The organism is Alkalicoccobacillus porphyridii (assembly GCF_007293315.1).
Taxonomy (GTDB): domain Bacteria; phylum Bacillota; class Bacilli; order Bacillales; family Bacillaceae_D; genus Alkalicoccobacillus; species Alkalicoccobacillus porphyridii.
This window is the reverse complement of sequence record NZ_VLXZ01000264.1, coordinates 1-264: the sequence shown is the minus strand read 5'-3', so window position 1 is coordinate 264 and position 264 is coordinate 1. Positions and strand designations below refer to the sequence as shown.

General features: G+C 58.3%; 1 other RNA gene. It reads left to right on the top strand.

Features of this window, described 5'->3' with window-relative positions:
• Positions 1-254: RNase P RNA component class A (rnpB, locus tag FN960_RS24275), an RNA gene on the top strand; the annotation flags it as partial.
• Positions 255-264: the final 10 nt, after the last annotated feature.

The window sequence follows — 264 nt, the reverse complement described above, 5'->3', positions numbered from 1 at the left end:
AGTGCAACAGAGAGCAAGCCGCCGATGGCCCGCGCAAGCGGGATCAGGTAAGGGTGAAAGGGTGCGGTAAGAGCGCACCGCGCGGCTGGTAACAGTCCGTGGCACGGTAAACTCCACCCGGAGCAAGGCCAAATATGGGTTCATAAGGTACGGCCCGTACTGAACCCGGGTAGCCTGCTTGAGCCGCTGACCAATTGCTGGCCTAGATGAATGACTGTCCACGACAGTACCCGGCTTATCGGTCAGTTTCACCTGATCTACGTA